Annotated in this window: 21 protein-coding genes; 13 read left to right on the forward strand and 8 right to left on the reverse strand. The window is 68.4% G+C overall.

What is annotated here, in order from left to right:
• The first annotated feature begins 12 nt into the window (after window positions 1-12).
• The 8 genes from bioB to CNE_RS00900 all read left to right on the forward strand — a co-directional run bounded on the left by bioB (window position 13) and on the right by CNE_RS00900 (window position 7,347).
• Window positions 13-1,044 carry a biotin synthase BioB gene (bioB, locus tag CNE_RS00865; RefSeq protein WP_013955268.1) on the forward strand — a complete coding sequence of 344 codons (1,032 nt, stop codon included), beginning with the start codon at window positions 13-15 and terminating at the stop codon, window positions 1,042-1,044.
• A 64-nt stretch (window positions 1,045-1,108) separates the two neighbouring features.
• Window positions 1,109-3,136 carry an acetyl/propionyl/methylcrotonyl-CoA carboxylase subunit alpha gene (locus CNE_RS00870; protein ID WP_013955269.1) on the forward strand — a complete coding sequence of 676 codons (2,028 nt, stop codon included), beginning with the start codon at window positions 1,109-1,111 and terminating at the stop codon, window positions 3,134-3,136.
• A gap of 108 nt (window positions 3,137-3,244) precedes the next feature.
• Window positions 3,245-4,186, forward strand: coding sequence for a 2-hydroxyacid dehydrogenase (locus CNE_RS00875; RefSeq protein ID WP_013955270.1), 942 nt, complete (start codon window positions 3,245-3,247; stop codon window positions 4,184-4,186).
• Window positions 4,187-4,224: 38 nt separating this feature from the next.
• Window positions 4,225-5,160: a hydroxymethylglutaryl-CoA lyase gene (locus CNE_RS00880; protein WP_013955271.1), complete on the forward strand. Its 936-nt coding sequence runs from the start codon at window positions 4,225-4,227 to the stop codon at window positions 5,158-5,160.
• 41 nt (window positions 5,161-5,201) lie between these two features.
• Window positions 5,202-5,702 (forward strand): YbaK/EbsC family protein, encoded by a 501-nt coding sequence (locus CNE_RS00885; RefSeq protein ID WP_013955272.1) that lies wholly within the window; start codon window positions 5,202-5,204, stop codon window positions 5,700-5,702.
• Window positions 5,699-6,127: a thioesterase family protein gene (locus CNE_RS00890; RefSeq protein WP_013955273.1), complete on the forward strand. Its 429-nt coding sequence runs from the start codon at window positions 5,699-5,701 to the stop codon at window positions 6,125-6,127. Before CNE_RS00885 ends, CNE_RS00890 begins: the two co-directional genes overlap by 4 nt.
• 21 nt (window positions 6,128-6,148) lie before the next feature.
• A complete protein-coding gene (locus tag CNE_RS00895) occupies window positions 6,149-6,421 on the forward strand; it encodes a DUF1289 domain-containing protein (RefSeq protein ID WP_085959674.1) in 273 nt (90 codons plus the stop codon).
• Window positions 6,391-7,347 (forward strand): MBL fold metallo-hydrolase, encoded by a 957-nt coding sequence (locus tag CNE_RS00900; protein ID WP_013955274.1) that lies wholly within the window; start codon window positions 6,391-6,393, stop codon window positions 7,345-7,347. Before CNE_RS00895 ends, CNE_RS00900 begins: the two co-directional genes overlap by 31 nt.
• Window positions 7,348-7,369: 22 nt before the next feature.
• On the opposite strand, the gene CNE_RS00905 is transcribed toward CNE_RS00900, so the two are convergent.
• The 6 genes from CNE_RS00905 to CNE_RS00930 all read right to left on the reverse strand — a co-directional run bounded on the left by CNE_RS00905 (window position 7,370) and on the right by CNE_RS00930 (window position 14,323).
• Window positions 7,370-9,562, reverse strand: coding sequence for a TonB-dependent receptor (locus CNE_RS00905; RefSeq protein WP_013955275.1), 2,193 nt, complete (start codon window positions 9,560-9,562; stop codon window positions 7,370-7,372).
• A gap of 159 nt (window positions 9,563-9,721) precedes the next feature.
• Complete coding sequence (locus CNE_RS00910; RefSeq protein ID WP_404997184.1) at window positions 9,722-10,186, reverse strand: hypothetical protein; 465 nt, start codon at window positions 10,184-10,186, stop codon at window positions 9,722-9,724.
• Entirely contained in the window at window positions 10,113-11,405 is a 1,293-nt protein-coding gene (locus CNE_RS00915) for a GTP-binding protein (protein WP_013955277.1), read from the reverse strand. The genes CNE_RS00910 and CNE_RS00915 overlap by 74 nt, the downstream gene beginning before the upstream one ends.
• A 232-nt stretch (window positions 11,406-11,637) precedes the next feature.
• Complete coding sequence (gene dksA / locus CNE_RS00920; protein WP_010813282.1) at window positions 11,638-12,057, reverse strand: RNA polymerase-binding protein DksA; 420 nt, start codon at window positions 12,055-12,057, stop codon at window positions 11,638-11,640.
• A gap of 613 nt (window positions 12,058-12,670) precedes the next feature.
• Window positions 12,671-13,756 carry a CobW family GTP-binding protein gene (locus CNE_RS00925; protein WP_013955279.1) on the reverse strand — a complete coding sequence of 362 codons (1,086 nt, stop codon included), beginning with the start codon at window positions 13,754-13,756 and terminating at the stop codon, window positions 12,671-12,673.
• Window positions 13,757-13,786: 30 nt separating this feature from the next.
• Window positions 13,787-14,323, reverse strand: a complete 537-nt coding sequence (locus CNE_RS00930; RefSeq protein WP_013955280.1) for a Fur family transcriptional regulator — start codon at window positions 14,321-14,323, stop codon at window positions 13,787-13,789.
• A 147-nt stretch (window positions 14,324-14,470) separates the two neighbouring features.
• Here CNE_RS00930 and CNE_RS00935 point away from each other — a divergent pair, with 147 nt between their 5' ends.
• From CNE_RS00935 to CNE_RS00960, 5 genes are all read left to right on the forward strand, one after another.
• Window positions 14,471-15,370, forward strand: a complete 900-nt coding sequence (locus CNE_RS00935) for an alpha/beta fold hydrolase (RefSeq protein WP_013955281.1) — start codon at window positions 14,471-14,473, stop codon at window positions 15,368-15,370.
• 295 nt (window positions 15,371-15,665) lie between these two features.
• On the forward strand, window positions 15,666-16,652 hold the full coding sequence (locus tag CNE_RS00945; RefSeq protein ID WP_013955282.1) for a tripartite tricarboxylate transporter substrate-binding protein: 987 nt from the start codon (window positions 15,666-15,668) through the stop codon (window positions 16,650-16,652).
• A gap of 229 nt (window positions 16,653-16,881) precedes the next feature.
• Window positions 16,882-17,418 (forward strand): ATP-dependent protease subunit HslV, encoded by a 537-nt coding sequence (hslV, locus tag CNE_RS00950; RefSeq protein ID WP_010813287.1) that lies wholly within the window; start codon window positions 16,882-16,884, stop codon window positions 17,416-17,418.
• 50 nt (window positions 17,419-17,468) lie between these two features.
• The gene (hslU, locus tag CNE_RS00955) at window positions 17,469-18,800 is read left to right on the forward strand and encodes an ATP-dependent protease ATPase subunit HslU (RefSeq protein ID WP_013955283.1); all 1,332 of its coding nucleotides are present in this window, start codon (window positions 17,469-17,471) and stop codon (window positions 18,798-18,800) included.
• 345 nt (window positions 18,801-19,145) lie between these two features.
• Window positions 19,146-19,439, forward strand: a complete 294-nt coding sequence (locus CNE_RS00960; protein ID WP_013955284.1) for a hypothetical protein — start codon at window positions 19,146-19,148, stop codon at window positions 19,437-19,439.
• A 73-nt stretch (window positions 19,440-19,512) separates the two neighbouring features.
• Here CNE_RS00960 and CNE_RS00965 read toward each other — a convergent pair whose 3' ends face one another.
• Window positions 19,513-20,124, reverse strand: a complete 612-nt coding sequence (locus tag CNE_RS00965) for a response regulator transcription factor (protein WP_013955285.1) — start codon at window positions 20,122-20,124, stop codon at window positions 19,513-19,515.
• Window positions 20,121-21,515: an ATP-binding protein gene (locus CNE_RS00970; protein WP_013955286.1), complete on the reverse strand. Its 1,395-nt coding sequence runs from the start codon at window positions 21,513-21,515 to the stop codon at window positions 20,121-20,123. Before CNE_RS00970 ends, CNE_RS00965 begins: the two co-directional genes overlap by 4 nt.
• Window positions 21,516-21,553: the final 38 nt, after the last annotated feature.

Here is a 21,553-nt window from a genome sequence, read left to right on the forward strand (position 1 = left end):
TTCGCATCGATCATGACTCAAGCTCACACCGCTACCACCGTTACTACCGTTTCCGTCGATTCCCTGCGCCAGAGCGCGCGCTCGCACGCTCTGCCCGATGACGCCGCGTGGCGCGTCGATGACGTTGCCGCGCTGTTCGCGCTGCCGTTCAACGACCTGTTGTTCCGCGCCCAGCAAGTGCACCGCGAGCACTTCGACGCCAATACCGTGCAGCTGTCCACGCTGCTGTCGATCAAGACCGGCGGTTGCGAAGAGGATTGCGGCTACTGCCCGCAGAGCGCGCACCACGATGCCGGCGTGAAGGCCGAAAAGCTGATGGCGCTGGACGAGGTGCTGGACGCCGCGCGCGCGGCCAAGGCCAATGGTGCCACCCGCTTCTGCATGGGCGCCGCCTGGCGCAGCCCGAAGGACCGCCACCTGGAGCCGGTGATGGACATGGTGCGCGAAGTGAAGGCGATGGGCCTGGAGACCTGCGTCACGCTGGGCATGCTCAAGGCCGAGCAGGCGCAGCAGCTCAAGGACGCGGGGCTGGACTACTACAACCACAACCTGGATACCTCGCCGGAGTTCTACGGCAAGATCATCACCACGCGCACCTACCAGGACCGGCTCGACACCATCGGCCATGTGCGCGACGCCGGCATCAATGTCTGCTGCGGCGGCATCGTGGGCATGGGCGAGGCGCGCGAAGCGCGCGCCGGACTGATCGCGCAGCTGGCCAATATGGACCCGTATCCGGAGTCGGTGCCCATCAACAACCTGGTCCAGGTCGAGGGCACGCCGCTGGCGGGCACCGAGGCGCTGGACCCGTTCGAGTTCGTCCGCACCATTGCCGTGGCGCGCATCACCATGCCGCGCGCCATGGTGCGCCTGTCCGCCGGCCGCGAGGCCATGGACGAAGCGTTGCAGGCGCTGTGCTTCATGGCCGGCGCCAATTCCATTTTTTACGGCGAAAAGCTGCTGACCACCGGCAACCCGCAGGCCGACCGCGATCGCGCCCTGCTGGCTCGCCTCGACATCCGCGCAGAGGGCTACGCGGGATGATGAGGTAAGGAAGCCCACCGGTAGTCAGCTGGCTCGCCGTCCTGTCGAAAAACTAGGAGGAGCCATGTTCAACAAGATCCTGATCGCCAACCGCGGTGAAATCGCCTGCCGCGTGGCCGCCACCTGCCGCCGGCTAGGCATCCGCACCGTTGCGGTGTATTCGGATGCCGACGCCGACGCGCGCCACGTCGCCTTCTGCGACGAGGCCGTGCATATCGGCGGCTCGGCCGCGCGCGACAGCTACCTGCGCGCCGACCACATCATCGAGATGGCGAAGGAGACCGGCGCCCAGGCCATCCACCCGGGCTACGGCTTCCTGTCCGAGAATGAAGCCTTTGCCGAGGCCTGCGCCGCGGCGGGGCTGGTCTTCATCGGCCCGCCGGCGTCCGCCATCCACGCGATGGGCAGCAAGAGCGCGGCCAAGCAATTGATGGAGAAGGCCGCGGTGCCGCTGGTGCCCGGCTACCACGGGGAGGACCAGGGTCCGGCGCTGCTGCGCCGCGAGGCCGACCGCATCGGCTACCCGGTGCTGCTCAAGGCCAGCGCTGGCGGCGGCGGCAAGGGCATGCGCGTGGTCGAGTCGGGCGATGGCTTCGAGGCCGCGCTGGCCTCGGTCAAGCGCGAGGCCAGCGCCAGCTTTGGCGATGACAAGGTGCTGGTGGAGAAGTACCTGACGCGCCCCCGCCATATCGAGATCCAGGTGTTTGCCGATACCCACGGCAACTGCGTCTACCTGTTCGAGCGCGACTGCTCGGTGCAGCGCCGCCACCAGAAGGTGCTGGAAGAAGCCCCCGCGCCGGGCATGACCGAGGAGCGCCGCCGTGCCATGGGCGAAGCGGCGGTGGCCGCGGCCAAGGCGGTCGGCTATGTCGGCGCCGGCACGGTCGAGTTCATCGCCAACCAGGACGGCTCGTTCTACTTCATGGAGATGAACACGCGCCTGCAGGTGGAGCACCCCGTCACCGAAATGATCACCGGGCAGGACCTAGTCGAATGGCAGCTGCGCGTCGCCGCCGGTGAGGCGCTGCCGCTCACGCAGGACCAGCTGCGCATCGACGGCCATGCGCTGGAAGCGCGTATCTACGCCGAGAACCCCGACAAGCAGTTCCTGCCGTCCACCGGCACGCTGCGCTTCCTGCGCACGCCGCCGGCGGTGCAGTTCATGCGCGGTGAGGATGCACACGGCCCGGCGGGTATCCGCATCGATGCCGGCGTGCGTGAGGGCGACACCATCAGCCCGTTCTACGACCCGATGATCGCCAAGCTGATCGTCTGGGGCAAGGACCGCGACGAGGCGCTGGCGCGCATGCGCCAGGCGCTGGCGGCCTACCACGTGGTTGGGCTGTCGACCAACGTGGCTTTCCTGCAGCGGCTGGTGTCGTCCCAGGCGTTCCGCACCGCCGATCTCGACACCGGCCTGATCGAGCGCAACGAGAAGATCTTGTTCCCGCCGCCGGCGCCGGTCGGCCTGGAAGTCATCGCGCTGGCGGTGGCGGCGCTGTTCGACCGCGAGGCCCGCGAGCGCCGCATCGACGCCGCCGACCAGCATTCGCCGTGGACCCATGGCGGCACGTGGCGGCTGAACGGCGGCGTGTCGCGCGCGCTGCGCTTCGGCTATGGCGAGCAGGTGCTGGAGGTGACGCTGAGCACCAATGAGCGCGGCAGCACGCTGATCTATGCGGACCAGGCGGCGCCCTTTGCCTGCACTTGCCAGGCCGACGATATCCGCATCAACCTCGGCACCCGGCGCGCGCACGGGCAGGTGCATGCCGATGACGAGACCTTCCACGTCTTCTATGCCGGGCGGCATGTGAGCCTGGCCTGGCTCGATCCGCTGGCCCATGCCGGCGAGACCGAAAGCGAGGGCGGCAAGCTCACTGCGCCGATGCCCGGGAAGGTCATTGCCGTGATGGTCGAGGCTGGCAGCACCGTCACGCGCGGCACGCCGTTGCTGGTGATGGAGGCCATGAAGATGGAGCACACCATCAGCGCACCGGTGGATGGGGTGGTGAGTGAGGTGCTTTACGGGGTGGGGGAGCAGGTTGTGGAGGGGGCGCAGCTTCTGGCGTTCGAGGGGAAGTCGGGGACTTGATGCGCGCTAGGGGTGGCAGGGGCGCGGTCACCGTTGCCCCAACCAACCCCACGCCCGTTCCTCTGCCAAAATACGCCTTTACCCCCACCAGAATCCCCTGGAGACAAAATGAAGTTGCAGTTGTACGTCCCCGACGGCCGCTACGACCCCTGGATCGCAGGCTTCGCCGAGGCACTGCCCGAAGCGCAATGTGTGACGTGGGAGGACAGCCGCGGCGAACCGGCCGACTACGCCGTGGTCTGGCGCCCGCCGGTGGAGATGCTGCGTGGCCGTACCGACCTGAAGGCGGTGTTCAACCTGGGCGCCGGCGTCGACGGCATCCTGCGCCTGCGCGATGAAGCCCCTGACGCCTTGCCCGCCGGCGTGCCGATCGTTCGGCTCGACGATGCCGGCATGGCCGCGCAGATGGCCGAGTACGTCACCCACGCCGTGCTGCGCTATTTCCGCAAGATGGACGCCTACGAGGCCCAGCAGCGCGCCGGTAACTGGAAGTTCCTGAAGCCGCATCGCCGCGAGGATTTCACCATCGGCATGATGGGGGTGGGCACGCTCGGCACGCATATCGCGCGCACGCTGGCGGGCTTCGGCTTCCCGGTGCGTGGCTGGAGCCGCACCGCGCGCGCCATCGAAGGCGTGAGCGGCTTCTATGGCGATGCCGGGCAGGCGCCGTTCCTCGATGGCCTGCGCGTGCTGGTCAATGTGCTGCCGCTGACGCCCCAGACCGAGAACATCCTCAACGCCGGGCTGTTCGCGCGCCTCGCGCAGGGCGCATATGTGATCAACGTCGCGCGCGGGCAGCACCTGGCCGAGGAAGACCTGCTTGCCGCGGTGCAGTCGGGGCAGGTTGCCGGTGCCACGCTCGATGTATTCCGCACCGAGCCGTTGCCGGCGGAACACCCGTTCTGGCAGGAGCCGCGCATCACCCTCACGCCGCATATCTCTGCGCTCACGCTGCGCGAGGACAGCATCGCGCAGATCGCCGGCAAGATCCGCGCGCTGCGCGCGGGCCAGCCGATCGCGGGCGTGGTCGACGTGCAGCGGGGCTACTGAGCGCCCCGACCAAGACGAACTAGAGACAGGAGACAGCCATGACCATGCCGAACTACGTGAAGATCGTTGAAGTCGGCCCGCGCGACGGCCTGCAGAATGAGAAGGCGATGGTGCCGACCGAGGTCAAGGTCGCGCTGATCAACCAGCTGACCGATGCCGGCTTCGTCAATATCGAGGCGGCGTCGTTCGTGTCGCCCAAGTGGGTGCCGCAGATGGCCGACGGTGCCGACGTGATGGCGCGCATCCAGCGCCGGCCCGGCACGCTGTATTCGGCGCTGACGCCGAACATGAAGGGGTTTGAAAGCGCGATCGAGGCCGGTGCCGACGAGGTGGTGATCTTCGGCGCCGCCAGCGAGGCGTTCTCGCAGAAGAACATCAATTGCTCGATTGCCGAGTCGATCGCGCGCTTTGCGCCGGTGGCCGCCGCAGCGAAGGAGAAGGGCGTGCGCCTGCGCGGCAGCATCTCGTGCGCGCTGGGCTGCCCGTACCAGGGCGAGGTGCCGGTGCACGCGGTGGTCGACGTGGTGCGGCGCATGCGCGAACTGGGCTGCGACGAGATCGACATTGCCGACACCATCGGCGTGGGCACCCCCGTGCGCGTGCAGGAGGTGATGCGCGCCGCGGCCGCGGAGTTTGCGCTGGACCGCCTGTCGGGCCACTTCCACGATACCTACGGGCAGGCGCTGTCCAATATCCTGGCCAGCCTGGAAGTGGGCATCTCGATCTTCCATGCGTCGGTGGCGGGGCTGGGCGGCTGCCCGTACGCCAAGGGCGCGACCGGCAATGTGGCGACCGAGGACGTGCTGTACATGCTGCACGGCATGGGCATCCACACCGGCATCGACCTGGAAGCGGTGGTGCGCACCGGCGACTATATCTCGCAGGCAATCGGCCGCGCCAACAGCTCGCGCGTGGGCCGTGCCTTGCTGACCAGGTGGGCCGCCGCCAGCGATGCGGCGCCCGCCTGCGCGTAAGTGCGGATCAGGCGCGGGCCACAGAACAAGGAGAAGAACGCATGACGGTGAATGACGAAGCGCTGCCCGAGTCCGCGCAGCGCGTGGCGGACCTGCTGGCCGGGCTTGGCCATGACCGGCCCGTGGTGATGCTGCCGGCCACCGGCAAGACCTCGGCCGAGGCCGCGGCGGGCCTGGGCTGCAGCGTGGCGGAGATCGCCAAGTCCATCATCTTCCGGCGCGTGGCCGACGATGCGCCGGTGCTGGTGATCGCCAGCGGCAGCAACCGCGTCGACGAGGCCAAGGTGGCCGCGCACGTGGGCGCGCTCGGCAAGGCCGACGCGCGCTTCGTGCGCGAGAAGACCGGCTATGCCATCGGCGGCGTCTGCCCGATCGGCCATGCGGTGGCGCCGGTGATGCTGCTGGACCAGGACCTGTTCCGCTACGACAGCTTGTGGGCCGCGGCGGGGCATCCCCATGCGGTCTTCAACCTGACGCCGCAGCAGTTGCAGCAGATGACGGGCGCTGAAGTGGCCGACGTCGCGGCAGGCTCGGTGGCATGAGTCCCAATCTGCGCCCTGGCCTGACCTTCAGCTGGCAATACACGGTGCCGCCCAAGGCCACCGTGCCGCGCCTGTACGACGATATCCCGGGCTGCCCCGAGATGCCCGACGTGCTGGCCACCGGCTATATGGTCGGCATCATGGAATGTGCCTGCCTGCAGATGCTGCGCGAGCACCTGGACTGGCCGCGCGAGCAGTCGCTCGGCACGCTGGTCAGCTTCTCTCACCTGGCGCCGACGCCGCCGGGCATGACGGTGACGGTCAAGGGCGAACTGGTGGCGGTGGACGGGCGCCGCCTGCGTTTCCAACTGAGCGCCTGGGACGGCGAGGACAAGATCTCCGAGGGCGTGCATGAGCGCCACCTGATCGACGCCGGCCGCTTCAACGAGAAAGTGGCGGCCAAGGCCGCGCGCGCGGCGGGCTGAGTGCCGAGCGAGCGCAACGCCATGGCCTCTACGCCCCCCACACCCATCACGCCTGCCTTGCTGGCCGCGGAACTGGCCGCGCAGGCCGACGCCGCGCGGCAAGCCTCGCCGGTGCCGTCGCCATGCCGCAACGTCTGCCGCATGGACCCTGCCAGCGGCTATTGCGAGGGCTGCCTGCGCACCATCGAAGAGATTGCCGGCTGGTCGTCCGCCGGCGACGAAGACAAGCGCCGCATCTGGGCGCAGCTGCCGCAGCGCGCCGCATGGCTGGCAGGCGAGGAGACATCCCCTTGAACGAAAGCCCGGTCCCGCATTTGCCGGCCACCATGCGCGTGTTCGAGCGCGGCTGGCTGTCGGCCAACAATATCCTGTTCGTGGAGGGCGACGATACGGCGCTGGTCGATACCGGCTACGTCACCCACGCGCCGCAGACGGTGGCGCTGGTGGCGGCTGCCTTGCAGGGCCGGCCGCTTGCACGCGTGATCAATACCCATCTCCACTCCGACCACTGCGGCGGCAATGCCGCGCTGCAGGCACGCTGGCAGCCGCGCACGGCGATCCCCGCGGCCGAGGCCGCAGCCGTTGCCGCGTGGGACACGGAAGCGCTCAGCTACAACGCCACCGGCCAGCAGTGCGACCGCTTCACCTTCGACAGCGTGCTGAATGATGGCGACAGGCTGCGCCTGGGCGGCATCGACTGGCAAGTCGTGGCCGCCCCCGGCCATGACCCGCACGCGGTGATGCTGTTCGCGCCGGCCGAGCGCATCCTGGTTTCCGGCGATGCGCTGTGGGAGAACGGCTTCGGCGTGATCTTCCCCGAGCTGGATGGCGAGAGCGGCTTTGCCGAGCAGGCGGCGGTGCTGGAACGCATCGCCCAGCTCGACGCGCGGCTGGTGATCCCGGGCCATGGCCGGATGTTCACCGATGTGGCGGCGGCGGTCGAACGCGCCCAGGGGCGCCTGGCCTACCTGGGCGCCGATCCGGCGCGCAATGCCAGCCATGCGGTCAAGGTGCTGGTGAAGTTCAAGCTGCTGGAGCAGCAGCGCATGACCCAGGACGCGCTGGTGGCATGGATGGAAGCCGCGCCGCTGATGGTGCGCATCCGCCAGCGCTTCATGCCGGGGCTGGCGATAGCCGAGATCTGCGCGCAGACGGTGCGCGCGCTGGCGGGGGTGAAGGCGCTGGCGGTGGAGGGGGAGTGGGTGGTGAACCGGGATTGATTCACCACGCCTGCCCGCGTCCTCAGAACGACGTCCTGAACCCCACCTTGACACTGCGCCCGGCCAGCGGCGCGATATCACGCAGGATCGACGCCGAGTTGCGCGCATCCTGGTTGGTCAGGTTGTCGCCGCGCAGGTACACCAGCGTCTGCGTGCCCGACACCTTGAACTTGTAGGTCAGCGCCAGGCTCAGCAGCGTATAGGCATCGGTCGGCGTGTCGTTGGTTGGCACGCGGGTCTGCTTTGCGGCGTAGGTCACATCCACGCGCGCGCCCCACGGGCCCGCGCCATACACCAGCGCGCCACCCAGGCGCAGCGGTGCCAGGCGCGGCAGCGGTTCGCCGGTATCGCGGTTCTCGCCGCGCACATAGTCGGCGCGCGCCTCGAAGTCCAGCGTGTCGCTGGTGGTCAGCATCTTCTGCAGCAGCCGCGTCTTGCCTTCGGCCTCGAAGCCGTACAGTGTGGCCGGCACACCCAGGTACTGGAACTCCGGCAGCGCACCCGGGCTGCCGGCGGCGATCACGTCGCCCGCCTCGTCACGCGTGCGGCCGGTGGCGTTCAGCGCCAGGTAGTTGGCAAAGCGGCTGTAGTAGCCTGACACGCCGGCGCTGTGCGCCCCGGACTTGAAGCGCACGCCCAGGTCGATCGACGTGGCCCGTTCCTTGTTGGCATTGGGGTCGCCCAGCTCCCAGGCGCCGGTGGCCACGTGGGGGCCGTTGGCATACAGCTCGTAGAAGGTCGGCGCGCGCTCGGTGTACGACAGGTTGCTGGTCAGCGACCACAGCGGGTTGACCTTGTAGAGCAGCCCGGCCGAGGCGCTGGTGGCGTTGAAGCTGCGGTTGGCATCGGTAAAGCGGTCGTTGCCGTTGGCGCTGGCCTTGATGCTGCTGTGGTCCAGGCGCCCGCCCAGGTTCAGCTTGAGGTCGCCGGAAGCGGTCAGCGGCAGTTCCTCGAACACGAACAGCGCCGCGTTATCCGTATTGGTGCTCGGCACGAATGCCTCTTCGCCCAGCGCCGAGAAGTCGGTATGGCCGAACTGCGTGCCGATCACGCCCGTCATGTTGCCGATCTTCGCGTGCCTGGCCTCCAGGCGCGCATCCCAGCCCCGGTTCTTGAAGATGGTGCCGGTTTCGCCGCCCTCGATTTCCTTGTGCTCGTAGTCGGTGTAGCTGAACTTGCCCTTGACCGATTCGAGCCAGCCGGCGGTGTTGCCGGCCAGGTTGCGCGCCTCGCCTTCGAGCGCAAAGCGGTCCTGCCGCATCTTCAGCCGCACGTCGTCCTCGGCGGGCGTGCCGTACTCATTGCGGTAGGCGCTGTAGTTGGCGCCGACGAAGCCGTCGGCCCAGGTGTAGGAGCCGCCCATCGCGCCGCCTTCCTGCTGTGCGCTGGTGTTGGGCAGGCGGCCATAGGCTTCGGTCTCGCCTGCGGGCAGCGGATCGGTGGTGCGCAGGCGGTCGCTGCGGGCGTAGCCGGGGATGTGCAGGTCGCTGGTCTTGCGCGCGAAGGCGTCGGCGTGGACGGCGAACTTGCCGTTGCCGGCCTCGATCAGCGCGCTGGCGTTGCGCGCCTGGTCGCCGCCCGCGGTGGCGCTGGCATCGACCGCGCCGCCGATGCCTTCGATCGGCTCCTTCGGAATCCGGTTGTCGATCACGTTGACCACGCCGCCGATGGCGTTGCCGCCGTACATCAGCGCCGCCGGGCCGCGCACGACCTCGATGCGCTCGGCCACGAGCGGGTCCACCGGCACTGCGTGGTCGTAGGACAGTGTAGACGCGTCGACCGTGGTGCCGCCGTTCTGCAGCACCTTGATGCGGTCGCCGTCCAGGCCGCGGATCACCGGCCGGCTGGCATTGGGGCCGAAGTAGCTGGACGAGACCCCGGGCAGCTTGTCGAGCGTATCGCCCAGCGTGCTGCCCTGGCGCACGGCCAGGGCGTCGCCGCCGAGCGTCGATACTGGCGCGACCATGTCATTGAGGTCGCTGCCGAGCGGGTTGGCGGTGACGACGACTTCGCGCAGCGTGGCGCCGGCCGGTGCGGTGGCAGTGGCAGTGGCCGTGGCGGGTGCGCTGTCGGCGGCAGGTGCCGTGGCGGCCTGTGCCAGCGCGGCGGGCGCGACGAAAGCGGTGGCCATGGTGGCGGTGAGGGAAGCGGCAAGGGCCGCCAGCGGGGTCAGGCGCGGTGCGCTGGTTGGTGCGGTGTAACGATTCTTCGACATGGCGCGCGGAGTGAGGCAATGGCAATCGGCCCGGCTGGCACGGCAGCTGCCCGGCACGGCGCCGGCCACCCGCGATGGGCGTGGCCGCGCAGCCGCAATGGGCAGGCGTTCAGCTCGGAATTGGTCAGGCCGGGTGCGCGGCGAGGGCCGCGTCCCGGATCAGGCGAGGGCGATGGCCGGCGCCGGCGGCGCGCGCGATTGGAAGGGGTGGGTGGCGGGCAGGTCGGGCCAGCGCCAGGCCAGGTTGGCCGGCTTGACCGGTTTGCCAAAGGCAAGCTGCGGCAGCGGCAGCTTGCCGCACAGGGTGTCGGCAACCGTGGCGCCATCGAACAGCACGCACGAGTGGCCGCTGAATTTCTGCGCCAGCGGGTGCGGCTCGGGGTCGTTGGCCGAGGCGGCGTCGGCCGTTGTCACGGTGGCCGACGGCGCGAGCAGCCCGCCGTGCACGATGCGGTGGGTCAGCCCGGCGTACTGCGCCAGCAGCAGGCATAGCGCCAGCCACAGCGCGGACCAGAGGCCCGGGCCGTGCGTGCGCAGGCGGGCGAACCAGTCAGTGCGCATGCGGATGGCCGGCGTGGTTGCCGTGGTGGTGGTCGGGATCGCCGCAGCCGCAGTCGTTGCCATGGCTATCGCCATGGTCGTGGCCATGGTCATGCTCGTGGTCGTCGTCGAAGTCGTCGACCCAGCCGGGGAACGGATCCTCGTAGGCCGCCCAGGCTTGTGCGCCCGCGGACATCTCGGCATCGGTCAGCAGGCAGGCGTCGAGCCGGGCCTGCAGCGCCGCATGGTCCAGGTCCAGGCCGGTCAGCACCAGTTCCTGGCGGCGGTCGCCGAAGGCTGCAGGAGCACCGTCGACCTGCATGTCGGCTTCGACTTCTGCGCGTTCGGCGCTGTCGGCCGGCCATTCGGCCGGATCCAGCGCGGCCCACCAGGCGCCGGCGCCGCCATGGCGGCAGACGCCGCCGGACTGGTTCCAGTCGCCCGCGGTATCCATGCGGCTGGCCAGCCAGAACAGGCCCCTGGAGCGCAGCACGCTGCCGTGCTCGCGCAGCCATTCGGTATGGATCAGGTCAGCGAAGCGTTGCGGGTGGAACGGGCGGCGGCGGCGGTAGACCAGCGTGGAGACGCCGCTGGCGTTGGCAGCCAGCGCCTCGCCGCGCAGCGCGGCAAGCCAGCCCGGGGCGTCCGCTGCGGCTTCAAAGTCGAAGCGGCCGGTGCCTTGCACGCGCTCCGGCGGCACCTTGCCGAAGCTGGCTTCGACGATGTCGGCACGCGGGTTCAGCGCCTGCAGCACGGCGTGCAGCCGCGCCAGTTCAGCCGCGCTGGCGAGGTCGGCCTTGTTCAGCACGATCACGTCGCAGCATTCGACCTGCGCCACCAGCACTTCGGCCACGGTCCGGTCATCGTCCGTGGCCTGCGCCAGCCCGCGGTCGGCCAGGAACTCGGCCTCGTTGAGGTCGCGCAGGAAGGTGGCGGCATCGATCACCGTCACCAGCGTGTCGGGTTGCACCGTCGCGTCGGGCCCGGCGCCATGCTCGGCCTCGAACAGGAAGCCTTCGGCAATCGCGAGCGGCTCGTCCAGGCCGTCGGCTTCCATCAGCAGTGCGTCAAAGCGGCCCTCGGCGGCAAGCCGGGCGACTTCGCCGAGCAGCGCGTCGCCCGCGGGCAGCACCGCGGCCTCGCAGCCGGGCGGCAGCGGCGCCAGCGCCTGCCCGTTCTGCGGCCCGCAGACCAGCACGGCCATGCGCCTGCTCGCGCTGTGCGCGAGCAGGTGGTTCAGCAGCGTGGTCTTGCCGGCGCCGGGGAAGCCGGACAGCACGGTGACGGGCAGGCGATCAGCCATGGCAGGAGTGGTGGAAGTGACGACGGGCTACGCAGCCCAGGTGCTGGCTGCGTTGTTGCAACAAGGTTGCGAATTTACCAGAAAGGCCGGGGCGGCAACAGCCGGACGATTCTCAATGGTAGGCCGTGGCGACGGCACGACAAGGCAGACGCGGCCCCGCCAAAGCAAACGGCCCGGGTAACCGGGCCGACACGTTACGCCTGCCGCACCGGCCGTGCCGGTGCGCGGCGCTTCAGTCGCCGAACAGCTTCTGGCGCAGTTCGCGGCGTTGCTGCGCTTCGAGCGACAGCGTGGCCGTGGGACGGGCCAGGAGGCGCGGCACGCCGATCGGCTCGCCGGTTTCCTCGCACCAGCCGTAGTCGCCGGACTCGATGCGCTGCAGCGACTGCTCCACCTTCTTCAGCAGCTTGCGCTCGCGGTCGCGCGTGCGCAGTTCCAGCGCATGCTCTTCCTCGATGGTGGCACGGTCGGCCGGATCCGGCACGATGACCGTCTCGCGCAGGTGTTCCGTGGTCTGGTCAGCGTTCTTCAGGATTTCGTCGCGCAGCTGCTCAAGACGGTGCTTGAAGAAGGCGAGCTGCGCTTCGTTCATGTAATCCTTGTCGCTCATCTTCAGGATTTCAGCTTCAGTCAGAAGTTTGTTGCTGCTCATGGTTGCTGCTGATTCTCTTGTTGATGCGGCCGGCGGCGTCTGGGTCCGCTCGGGTGCGCTGTCCGCGCGCTTGCGCGCCACGGCTGTTTCACTCTGGCTGGCTGCAGTCTTGCTGCTTCGCGGGCCTCCCTTCGTTGCGCCCGCTTCGGCGTTCGCCGTACTGCCGCGGGGAGCGGGCGCGGCCTTCACAGGCTGCGCCTTGAGCGTCTCTGCCGCCGCACTACCTGTCTTGCTGCGGCTTTCTTTCGTCTTCGTTGCGGCTGTCATGGGGACACCTCTCTCTCGCGTCAGTCAGTGACGGCGCGCGTCGGGGCACCCCAGGCGGAAAAAAGGCGGTCTCCGCACGAAGCACTGCGACCGCACCTGCCGGCGGCCTGCCTCATGCTGACGACAACCGCCGCCCTGCAAGTCCACCAGATCCGATGGACCAAATGCCGGCAGCGGGAAAAAGGTGCGCCACCGGTATCAAATCCGGCCTATTGTACTTGAACAAATTTCTCCGAGATACCGGGAAAACCGGCTGGCGCTTCGGTATTTCCCCGGTACCCCGAACGGGGGGCGGCCGCGCAGCGGTGTCCGGAGGGGGGCGTCGCCGATGGGGCGACTGGGGCACTCAGGCCAGGCAGTTCTCCAGGCCCTTGAGGATGGCGTCGCGGGGCAGGTCCACGCCGATGAACACCATGCGCGTGCCCGGGGTCTCTTCCTCCCACTTGGCGCCGATGTCGCTGCCCATCAGCTGGTGGACCCCCTGGAACACCACTTTGCGGTCCACACCGTCCATATATAGTACGCCCTTGTAGCGCAGCAGTTTTTCCCCGTACACGGCCAGGATGCCGGACAGGAATTCCTCCAGCTTGCCGTAGTGGAAGGGCTTGTCGCTGCGGAAGACGAACGACGCAATGCGGTCGGTATGGTGGTGGTGGTGATGGTGGTCGTGCGCGTGGCCATGGCCGTGCGCATGGTCGTGCCCGTGATCATGGCCGCAGTCGTCGCCGCAATGCTCGCCGTGCTCATGGTCATGATCGTGGTCATGGTCGTCGGCGCGCAGGAATTCCGGGTCGATCTCCAGCTTGGCGTTCAGGTTGAAGCCGCGCAGGTCGAAGATGGTGTCGATCGGCGCCTCGCCGAAGTTGACCAGGCGGATCGGCGCGCGCGGGTTCATGTGCAGCAGGCGGTGGCGCAGCTCGGCCACGTCGGCTTCGGTCACCAGGTCGGACTTGGTGATGAAGATGGCGTCGGCAAAGCCAACCTGGCGCTGCGCCTCTTCCTGCTTGTCCAGCTGCAGGTGGGCGTGCTTGGCGTCGACCAGCGTGATCACCGCGTCGAGCAGGTAGCGCGAGGCAATTTCCTCGTCCATGAAGAAGGTCTGCGCCACCGGGCCCGGGTTGGCCACGCCGGTGGTCTCGATCACCACGCGGTCGAAGCCGATCTCGCCGGCGTCGCGGCGCGTCAGCAGCGTCGACAGCGCCTGCACCAGGTCGCCGCGGATGGTGCAGCAGATGCAGCCGTTGCTCATCTGCACGATCTGCTCGCGGCCGTCCTGCACCAGGATCTCGTTGTCGATGTTCTCTTCGCCGAACTCGTTCTCGATGACGGCAATCTTCATGCCGTGTTGCTCGTTCAGGATGCGCTTGAGCAGGGTGGTCTTGCCGCTGCCGAGAAAGCCGGTCAGGATCGTGACCGGGGTCAGTTTGGACATTGTTGTTCTCCGGGTATGAGAGATTGCCGTTCAGTGCGAAGCGCCGCCGGGCGAGGCGGGCGCACGCTTGCCGCACTCGGCGCAGACGCCGTTCACGGTCAGTTCGACATGTTCGATGGCAAAGCCGCTGGGCACGCGCGGCGCGGCCGGCTGCACCGGTGCGCTGGCATCGTCCAGGCAGAAGGTGCGGTCGCAGCGGGTGCAGTGGAAATGGCTGTGCTGGCGGTGCTCCTGCGCGCGCGCGGCCTCGTGCTCGACCAGGCTGAAGCGGAACACCCGGTCGTTGCCGGCACGCTTCTGCGCCACGCCCTGTTCCACCAGCCAGTCCAGCACGCGGTAGACGGTGACGCGGTCGATGGTCTCGCCCGGTTCGGGCAGGCGGTCGATCACGGCCTGGTGCGTCAGCGCCTCATCGCTGCCGATCAGGCAGGCCAGGATGCACAGCCGCGGCTGGGTCACGCGCGCGCCCAGCTGGCGCAGGCGCTCGTGGGCGGCTTCCAGGGACGCAGGGGTGGGGATCGCCGGTTCCGGCACAGCGGCCGGCCGGTCCGGACTGGGACGGGTCATGGGCAGATTTAACCATAGGCCCCCGGTTGATGCAATTCAGTTGCGTCAGCAGGCCGAATGGCGAAGCCGGCGCAGCCACGCCGATGGGGCGGTTTGCGCCTATGATCGGCACAGGACGACCTATAAGCCCCAGAGCGGAGACGACCCATGCTGAATGACGCCAGCGCGCTGCTGTTCCCGAACTTCGAAACTTTCCGGCAGCGTGTCGGGGAGGTCGAGATCGCCGGCGTGCGCGGCGGTTCGGGGCCGCCGCTGCTGCTGTTGCACGGGCACCCGCAGAGCCACCTGATCTGGCACCGGGTGGCGCCGGCGCTGGCCGATCACTTCACGGTGATCGCCACCGACCTGCGCGGCTACGGCAGCAGTTCGGCCCCGCCCGGCAATGCCGGCCACGAGCACTACAGCAAGCGCACCATGGCGCAGGACCAGGTCTCGCTGATGGCGGCATTTGGCTTCGAGCACTTTGCGCTGTGCGGCCACGACCGGGGTGCCCGCGTCGCGCACCGGCTGTGCATGGACCATCCGGAGGCGGTCAGCCGCGCCATGCTGCTGGACATCGCGCCCACGCTGGCGATGTACGAGCGCACCAGCATGGCCTTTGCCGCCGCCTACTGGCACTGGTTTTTCCTGATCCAGCCGGCGCCGTTCCCCGAGACGCTGATCAACGCCGAGCCCGATTTCTACATCGAGAAGCTGATGGGCCTGCGCCACGCGGGCCTGACGCCCTTCGCCCCCGACGCCATGGCGGCCTACACCGCGGCGATGCGCGACCCGGCGCGCGTGCATGCCATGTGCGAGGACTACCGCGCCGCCGCCACCATCGACCTGGAGCACGACCGCGCCGACCGCGAGGCCGGGCGCCGACTGGCGCTGCCGCTGCGCGTGCTGTGGGGCGAGCACGGCGTGGTGGCGCGCTGCTTCGAGCCGCTGGCGCTGTGGCAGGAGGTGGCCACCGACATCAGCGGCCAGGCGCTGCCGTGCGGGCACTACATCCCGGAAGAGGCCGCCGAGCCGCTGCTTGAGGAAATGCTCAGCTTCTTCCGTTAGGCCGCACCCGGTGTCACAAACGGCTGCCTTTGCAGCCGATCTCTGCCATATCTTCCCCGTTTCCCGCCATATGCGGCTGATTGCAGGCGGGTTAGCCCCTATACCTGCGTATTGTCTGGAGTTGCTAACATCAAGGCCCGCCCTTGCCGTTTACGGCAGGGCAGCGGAGCCAGCCGGCATGGTCCAAGAGCGCGGCCACAGAGACCGCGCCAGACGCGTCCCCCGCACAAGCAGGGGCCGGGCCGGCGGCAACGCATTGCAAGACGGGTATTGAAGGGAACCAGGAGAAGAAAGCATGAAACGAGTGGTAAAGATGGTCGCGGGTGCGCTGGCAGTCAGCGCGATGGGAGTGGCGGCGGGCGCGTATGCGCAGGAATTCCCGGGCGGCAAGCCGATTTCGGCCGTGGTGCCGTTCTCCGCGGGCGGCCCGACCGACAAGGTCTCGCGTGAACTGACCGCGATCATGTCCAAGCACCTGGGCTCGACCATCGTGATCGAGAACCTGGGCGGCGCCGGCGGCACCATCGGCGCCAAGAAGGTCGCCCAGGCCAAGAACGACGGCCACACCGTGCTGATCCACCATATCGGCATGGCCACGGCCCCGGCGCTGTACCGCAACCTGGGCTTTGATCCGCTCAAGGACTTCGAGATGATCGGCGAAATCGCCGACGTGCCGATGATCCTGGTCGGCAACAAGTCGCTGCCGCCGAACACCTTCAAGGACCTGCTGCCGTACATCAAGGCCAACGCCGGCAAGCTGTCGCTGGCCAATGCCGGCATCGGCTCGGCCTCGCACCTGTGCGGCCTGCTGTTCCAGAGCGCGATCCAGACCGAGCTGACCACCGTGCCGTACAAGGGCGCTGCGCCGGCACTGACCGATATCCTGGGCGGCCAGGTCAACCTGCTGTGCGACCAGACCACCAATCTTGCCGGCCATCTCAAGGCCCACTCGGTCAAGCCGTACGCGGCCATGCAGGCACGCCGCGTGGAAGCGTTCAAGGATGTCCCGACCGCGGCCGAGCAGGGCATGCCGGGCGTGGAAGTGAAGGTCTGGCACGCCATGTACGCGCCCAAGGGCACGCCCAAGCCGGTGATCGACAAGCTGTCGGCGGCGCTGCAGAAGTCCGTGGCCGACCCGGCCTTCCGCGCCAAGATGGCCGAGCTGGGTGCCGAAGCGGTGCCGGCGCAGCGCGCCACGCCGGATTCGCTGCGCAATTACCTGACCGCCGAAATCAACAAGTGGACGCCGGTGATCAAGAAGGCCGGCGTATATGCCGACTGATCCGGTGGCGTGATGCATAAGGCGCGCGGGCCCTGGCCCGCGCGTCGCCGGACAAGGGCCATGCGGCAGCGCATGGCCCTTTTTGTTTTCTGGCGGGACCTCCGGCAGCCTGCCGGCAGGCATCCTATATTGGGTCAGATCGGGCGGCGCTTCCCGGAGCACGCGACAGGCCTTGAAACCGGCCAGGGGCGTCGCCAACTACGGTCCTGACATATTCACGGAAGCCACCATGGAACAGTATCACGGCACTACCATCGTCAGCGTCCGCCGCGGCAATCAGGTCGCACTTGGCGGTGATGGTCAGGTCACGCTCGGCAATATCGTGATGAAGGGCACCGCGCGCAAGGTGCGCCGCATCTACAACGGCAAGGTCCTGGTCGGGTTTGCCGGCAGCACCGCCGACGCCTTCTCGCTGCTGGACCGCTTCGAGGCCAAGCTGGAAAAGTACCAGGGCAACCTGACCCGCGCCGCGGTCGACCTGGCCAAGGACTGGCGTTCGGACCGCGCCCTGCGCCGGCTGGAAGCCATGCTAATCACCGCCGACCGCGACACCACGCTGGTCATTACCGGCAACGGCGACGTGCTCGACCCCGAGGGCGGCATCGCCGCGATCGGCTCGGGTGGCGCGTATGCGCAGTCGGCCGCCAAGGCGCTGGTCGAGAACACCGAAATGGCGCCCAAGGACGTGGTCGAGAAAGCGCTGACCATCGCCGGCGAGCTCTGCATCTACACCAACACCAACTTCGTCATCGAGACGCTGGAATAAGCGCAGGCCGGCCACCGCGCAGGCCGGCGCGCCCCCACTGAACGGATACCATGTCGCACACCATGACCCCGTCGGAAATCGTTTCCGAACTCGACAAGCACATCATCGGCCAGAACAAGGCCAAGAAGGCCGTGGCGGTGGCGCTGCGCAACCGCTGGCGCCGCCAGCAGGTGGCCGAGCCCCTGCGCCAGGAAATCACGCCCAAGAACATCCTGATGATCGGCCCGACCGGCGTCGGCAAGACCGAGATCGCGCGCCGCCTGGCCAAGCTGGCCGACGCGCCCTTCATCAAGATCGAGGCCACCAAGTTCACCGAGGTGGGCTACGTCGGCCGCGATGTCGACACCATCGTGCGCGACCTGGCCGAGATGGCGATCAAGCAGACGCGCGAGTCCGAGATGAAGAAGGTGCGCACCAAGGCCGAGGACGCGGCCGAGGACCGCCTGCTCGACGTACTGCTGCCGCCGGCGCGCGATATCGGCTTCTCACAGCCGGAGGAGAAGGACTCCAACACGCGCCAGGTGTTCCGCAAGAAGCTGCGCGAAGGCTCGCTCGACGACAAGGAAATCGAGCTGGAACTCTCCGCTGGCATGCCGAGCATGGACATCATGGGCCCGCCGGGCATGGAAGACATGACCGAGCAGATCCGCACCATGTTTGCCGGGCTGGGCCAGGGCAAGAAGGCGCGCCGCAAGATGAAGGTCAAGGAGGCTTTCAAGCTGCTGATCGACGAAGAGGCCGCCAAGCTGGTCAATGACGAGGAGCTCAAGCACAAGGCCATCGCCAATGTCGAGCAGAACGGCATCGTGTTCCTGGACGAGATCGACAAGATCGCCAGCCGCAGCGAGATCGGCGGCGGCGAGGTGTCGCGCCAGGGCGTGCAGCGCGACCTGCTGCCGCTGGTCGAGGGCACTACGGTGAGCACCAAGTACGGCATGATCAAGACGGACCACATCCTGTTCATTGCCTCGGGTGCATTCCACCTGTCCAAGCCGAGCGACCTGATTCCCGAGCTGCAGGGCCGCTTCCCGATCCGGGTCGAGCTGGATTCTCTGTCCGTGCAGGACTTCGAGGCCATCCTGACGCAGACCGATGCCAGCCTGACCAAGCAGTACCAGGCGCTGCTGAGCACCGAAGAGGTCAGCCTGGTGTTCGCGCCGGACGGCATCCGCCGGCTGGCCGAGATCGCCTTCTCGGTCAACGAGAAGGTCGAGAACATCGGCGCGCGGCGCCTGTACACGGTGATGGAGCGGCTGCTGGAGGACCTGTCTTTCCACGCCACCAGGTCGTCGGGCGAGACTGTGACGATCGATGCGGCGTATGTGGATGAGCGGCTTGGGGATCTGGCTGGCAACGAGGATCTGTCGCGTTACGTGTTGTAAAGCCGGCGGCTGGGACACGATGCAGGGCGCACCATGGTGCGCCTTTTTTTTTTTTGTGGGTATTCGGGGCTCGTGATTTTTGGCTTGGTGCCAAGCGCGACACCCGACCGTAATGGCACCAAGCCAAAAACCACCATGCGCGAAGGCCTCACCTGCCCGTCACCCGCACGGGACGTATTTCATGTCCAGGCGTTTCCACCTGCCACACCCCGGTAACCATCGTAAGCATTGGTAAGCCCGCTGGCGCACCCCTGCCGGCCGATGCGACCCTTGCGCACCTTGACGGTCGATTGACCGGTGCGGGAGCCACCGCATCCCCATCAACTCACTGGCAGGAGAAATCAGATGGTCAACTACAAGACCCGCCGAGTTGTGCTCACCACGGGTGGCCTGCTGGCCGCGCTGGCCGCGGCGACCGCGTTCCTGTGTGTGCGTCCGGCCATTCCGGCTGCCGAAGCGGCGCAATCGGGCACGGTCGGTGCGGCCGCTGCCGCGGCGGCGACGCTGGCGCTGGACTCGGGCGCGCTGTTCACGCTGGCGGACCGCCATGCCGGCGATGCCATGCGCATCGCACAAGGCAGCACGCCACAGGACCGTGCCGAGGGCCTGGACTGGGACTATGTCCAGCTGCGCCTGTAACCCGGATGGCGCTTGCCATCGGGCATGTGAAAGGCCGCGCAAGGCGCGGCCTTTTCGCTTGTTGCCGTAACAATTACCGCGACACCGGCCGCTTGCCCAGCTTGCGCTGCAAGGTGCGCCGGTGCATGTTCAGCGCCCGTGCCGTGGCGGAGATATTGCCGTCATGCTCGGCCAGCACGCGCTGGATATGCTCCCATTCCAGCCGCGCCACCGACAGCGGCACCGGTTCTTCCAGCGCGGCCTGCGCCGCGTCTTCGGACACGCCTGCCATCAGCGCGGTCAGGATCGAATCGACATTGGCCGGCTTGGCCAGGTATTCGTCCGCGCCTTGCTTGACCGCCGCCACCGCGGTGGCGATGCTGGCGTAGCCGGTCAGGATCAGGATGCGTGCGTCCGGCAACGCCTGGCGCAGCGGCGACACCAGCTGCAGCCCCGATTCGGCGGGCACGGTGCTGCCGGCATCCGGCGGCGGCTCCAGGTGCAGGTCCAGCGTCACATAGGCAAACTCGATGCGTGATGCCAGCGCCAGTGCGGTGCGGCTGTCGTGCGCCACCTGCACGGCATAGCCGCGTCGCGTGAGCGCGCGTGCCAGGGTGCCGGCAAAGACTTCGTCGTCGTCGATGACCAGGAAGGGCGTGCCAGCCGGTGCGATGGCTTCGGGTACCGGGGGGAGGGTGTCGGTCATGGGATTCGTGGTGCCATGGCGGCGGTGGCGGCGGATGCGGAAAGGGTGGACAGCGCGGGCAGGCGCAGCTCGGCAACGGTGCCGCCGCCGGCGCGGTCGTGCCAGGCCAGTTCGCCGCCCATCTGCCGGGCGGCGCTTTGCGCCAGGTACAGGCCGATGCCCTGGCCGCCGTGCTGGCTGGCCACCGGGGTTTCGCCCAGTTGGCCGCGCAGCATCTCGGGAATGCCGTCGCCGTGGTCGGCGATGCGGAACGACAGCCACGGCGCGGTATTGCCGGGCGCCATGGCGATCTGCAGCTGCAGCGGCTCCTGGCCGCGGCTCGCGGTTTGCTGGCTGCGCGCGGCGTTGTCCAGCAGGATGGTCAGGATCTGGCCCACGCGCGCGGTTTCCACCGCCTGCGCGCCGGCGCCCGGCGTGGCACTGGCCTGCAGGCTGGCGTTGGGGTGGCGCAGCTGCCAGCGCTCGGCAAAGGCCGGCAGCCAGCCGTCGATTCGCTGCGGCGCGAGCGTGGCCGGGTCTTCGCGCAGGCGCGCGAGCGTTGTGCGGCACAGCGCCAGCTGCTGTTCCATGGTCTGCAGGTCGGGCAGGTAACCGTTGATTGCGGAGGTGCCGCGGCCCGCGTCGGAGGCATCGGCACGCAGCTCGCCGGCGATGACCGCCAGCGTGGCCAGCGGCGTGCCGATCTCATGCGCGACCGCGGCGGCCTGGCCGTTCAGGTCTTCCACGCGCGCCTCGCGCAGCAGCTGCTCGCGCGCCAGGTTCAGCTGCGCCTCACGCTGGCGCAGCACGCCGGACAGGCGCGCCACGAACAGCGCGATCATCACCGCGCTGGCGACGAAGTTCAGCCACATGCCGGCCAGGTGGTAGTTCACCGCGTTGTCCGGGTTGTGCAGGTCCAGCGGCACATATTCGAACAGCAGCAGCGTGTAGCAGGCGAGCGCGTACAGCGCCAGCGCGATCACCTGGCGCCACGGCAGGATGGCGGCGGCAATGGCCAGCCCCGGCAGGTAGAACGAGACAAAGGGGTTGGTCGCGCCGCCGGTGTAGAACAGGATGGCCGACAGCGCGGTCAGGTCCACCAGCAGCTGGCCCATCAGCTCGGCCTCGCCGGGGGCGCTGTTGCGCCGCGTGTGCTGGCGCAGGCGCAGGCCGGTCAGCAGGTTGAACAGCGCCTGCAGGCCGAACACCACCAGCAGCGGCCCGTAGGGCAGGCGGATGCCGGCGATGGGCTCGCAGCTCAGCACGGTCAGCGCCTGTCCCGCCAGCAGTGCCCAGCGCAGCCAGAACAGCCGGCGCAGCGTCACCTGGCCATGGCGGGCGGAGGTGCCCGCCGGCAGTGGCGACAGGAAGGGGAGGTCGGGCAAGCGGGTCACGGCTGCGGCGGTGGTCATGGCGCGAGTGTATCAATGCGGCCGCGGGGCACCGGTGC

The organism is Cupriavidus necator N-1, from assembly GCF_000219215.1.
In the GTDB taxonomy this organism is placed as follows: Bacteria; Pseudomonadota; Gammaproteobacteria; order Burkholderiales; family Burkholderiaceae; genus Cupriavidus; species Cupriavidus necator.

What these genes read in the sequence shown, in the direction of transcription:
- CNE_RS00885 (WP_013955272.1), top strand. Translation starts at nt 5,202, where the DNA reads ATGACGGTGAATGACGAAGCGCTGCCCGAGTCCGCGCAGCGCGTGGCG.
- CNE_RS00915 (WP_013955277.1), bottom strand. Translation starts at nt 11,405, where the DNA reads ATGGCTGATCGCCTGCCCGTCACCGTGCTGTCCGGCTTCCCCGGCGCC.
- CNE_RS00895 (WP_085959674.1), top strand. Translation starts at nt 6,149, where the DNA reads ATGGCCTCTACGCCCCCCACACCCATCACGCCTGCCTTGCTGGCCGCG.
- CNE_RS00905 (WP_013955275.1), bottom strand. Translation starts at nt 9,562, where the DNA reads ATGTCGAAGAATCGTTACACCGCACCAACCAGCGCACCGCGCCTGACC.
- dksA (WP_010813282.1), bottom strand. Translation starts at nt 12,057, where the DNA reads ATGAGCAGCAACAAACTTCTGACTGAAGCTGAAATCCTGAAGATGAGC.
- CNE_RS00970 (WP_013955286.1), bottom strand. Translation starts at nt 21,515, where the DNA reads ATGACCACCGCCGCAGCCGTGACCCGCTTGCCCGACCTCCCCTTCCTG.
- CNE_RS00930 (WP_013955280.1), bottom strand. Translation starts at nt 14,323, where the DNA reads ATGACCCGTCCCAGTCCGGACCGGCCGGCCGCTGTGCCGGAACCGGCG.
- CNE_RS00880 (WP_013955271.1), top strand. Translation starts at nt 4,225, where the DNA reads ATGACCATGCCGAACTACGTGAAGATCGTTGAAGTCGGCCCGCGCGAC.
- CNE_RS00875 (WP_013955270.1), top strand. Translation starts at nt 3,245, where the DNA reads ATGAAGTTGCAGTTGTACGTCCCCGACGGCCGCTACGACCCCTGGATC.
- CNE_RS00900 (WP_013955274.1), top strand. Translation starts at nt 6,391, where the DNA reads ATGGCTGGCAGGCGAGGAGACATCCCCTTGAACGAAAGCCCGGTCCCG.
- hslV (WP_010813287.1), top strand. Translation starts at nt 16,882, where the DNA reads ATGGAACAGTATCACGGCACTACCATCGTCAGCGTCCGCCGCGGCAAT.
- CNE_RS00890 (WP_013955273.1), top strand. Translation starts at nt 5,699, where the DNA reads ATGAGTCCCAATCTGCGCCCTGGCCTGACCTTCAGCTGGCAATACACG.
- hslU (WP_013955283.1), top strand. Translation starts at nt 17,469, where the DNA reads ATGTCGCACACCATGACCCCGTCGGAAATCGTTTCCGAACTCGACAAG.
- CNE_RS00935 (WP_013955281.1), top strand. Translation starts at nt 14,471, where the DNA reads ATGCTGAATGACGCCAGCGCGCTGCTGTTCCCGAACTTCGAAACTTTC.
- CNE_RS00910 (WP_404997184.1), bottom strand. Translation starts at nt 10,186, where the DNA reads ATGGCAACGACTGCGGCTGCGGCGATCCCGACCACCACCACGGCAACC.
- CNE_RS00965 (WP_013955285.1), bottom strand. Translation starts at nt 20,124, where the DNA reads ATGACCGACACCCTCCCCCCGGTACCCGAAGCCATCGCACCGGCTGGC.
- CNE_RS00925 (WP_013955279.1), bottom strand. Translation starts at nt 13,756, where the DNA reads ATGTCCAAACTGACCCCGGTCACGATCCTGACCGGCTTTCTCGGCAGC.
- CNE_RS00945 (WP_013955282.1), top strand. Translation starts at nt 15,666, where the DNA reads ATGAAACGAGTGGTAAAGATGGTCGCGGGTGCGCTGGCAGTCAGCGCG.
- bioB (WP_013955268.1), top strand. Translation starts at nt 13, where the DNA reads ATGACTCAAGCTCACACCGCTACCACCGTTACTACCGTTTCCGTCGAT.
- CNE_RS00960 (WP_013955284.1), top strand. Translation starts at nt 19,146, where the DNA reads ATGGTCAACTACAAGACCCGCCGAGTTGTGCTCACCACGGGTGGCCTG.
- CNE_RS00870 (WP_013955269.1), top strand. Translation starts at nt 1,109, where the DNA reads ATGTTCAACAAGATCCTGATCGCCAACCGCGGTGAAATCGCCTGCCGC.